This is a genomic window from Mesorhizobium sp. M7A.F.Ca.US.002.01.1.1 (assembly GCF_004022955.1).
GTDB lineage: Bacteria > Pseudomonadota > Alphaproteobacteria > Rhizobiales > Rhizobiaceae > Mesorhizobium > Mesorhizobium ciceri.
The window spans coordinates 1-1120 of sequence record NZ_RZQE01000914.1; the positions used below are offsets into that span (position 1 = coordinate 1).

The 1120-nt window shown below is 63.6% G+C and carries 2 protein-coding genes; one reads left to right on the plus strand and one right to left on the minus strand.

Translation table 11 applies throughout. The features are described 5' to 3' along the window. The first annotated feature begins 195 nt into the window (after positions 1-195). Entirely contained in the window at positions 196-633 is a 438-nt protein-coding gene (locus EN932_RS36695; RefSeq protein ID WP_127368246.1) for a hypothetical protein, read from the plus strand. Between the two features lie 42 nt (positions 634-675). Here the strand turns inward: EN932_RS36695 and EN932_RS36700 are convergent. Continuing rightward, positions 676-1120: DsbA family protein (locus EN932_RS36700; RefSeq protein WP_164890870.1), on the minus strand; the 445-nt coding region annotated here is incomplete at its 5' end.

Below are 1120 nucleotides of genomic sequence, written 5' to 3' on the forward strand. Positions count from 1 at the left end.
GCGGACGGCCCAGAGAGCTCGAAAATCTGCGGCTCGTGACTCGCCAGGAATGCCGTGGTCGGCCCTGCCGGGGGCCGGAATTGACGAGAGAATCGATCGAGCGGCGCGTTCCGGTTGTCGGGTCAGACAAGGGACTGCGTTTGACAATTCATCCGCTTGGAATTGAACCTTGCCCGGCATCGTCGACACTCATGCATGTCCGGTTCTCCAACAAGGAAGCTCCCAAGGCTTGCACGCGCGGCCGCAATCCTGTCCCTCTTTGCCTTTGTACCTTTGGCGCATGCCGGCGAGCAAAGCATTCCGGCCAGCGCCGAGGGCCAGATCGAGTTCAACATCGGCTGCATCTACACGCCCAAAGGCGGCACCGGCACCTATGAGCCGAGGGATGGCGGCCCGGAACTGAGCTGCTCGCGCGTCGAGCCGAGCTACCTTACGATTATCCTGGGTCCGAAGGGGCCAGCAACGCTGATCAAAAACCCAGGCGAGCAGGGCTGCTGCAGCGATGTCGACAAGCTTGGCTACGGCAACAGCTGGAGCGCCGGGCCGTTCTCGTGCCAGTCGTCAACCAAGGGACTGACCTGCACGGCCACGAACGGCCATGGATTTTCATCAGCAAGGCCAAAGCGACGGTGAAGTAACGTTTGCTGCCGTCGCGGTGAGGAGAGGGCGGTCGGCTCAGCCGGCCTTTTCCAGTTCGCCTCGCGCCTTGGCAGCCGCCACCTGGCGAATGGCATCGGCCAGCGTATCGGCATCCTGCGCGCCCATGACGGCGTATTTGTCCTCGAGCAGGAAGCACGGCACACCAGAAATGCCCATGCGCGACGCGGTGGCGATCTCGGTGCGCACCGCCTCGACATCGGCCTCGGTCGGCAAAAGCGAGGCGACCACGGACGCATCCATGCCAGCCTCGCGCGCGGCTTCGACCAGCACGGCATGGTCGCCGATGTCAGCGCCTTCCTCGAAATTCAGCTGGAACAGCCGCCGTACAAGCCTGTTCTGAATGGCTTCGCCGGCGGCCCCTGCCCAGCGGATCAGCCGGTGCGCATCCAGCGTATTCGGCGCCACCTTGATGGCGTCGAAGGCAAAGGAAATGTCTTCCGCTTCGCCCAGCGGCTCGATG

What these genes read in the sequence shown, in the direction of transcription:
- EN932_RS36695 (WP_127368246.1), top strand. Translation starts at nt 196, where the DNA reads ATGTCCGGTTCTCCAACAAGGAAGCTCCCAAGGCTTGCACGCGCGGCC.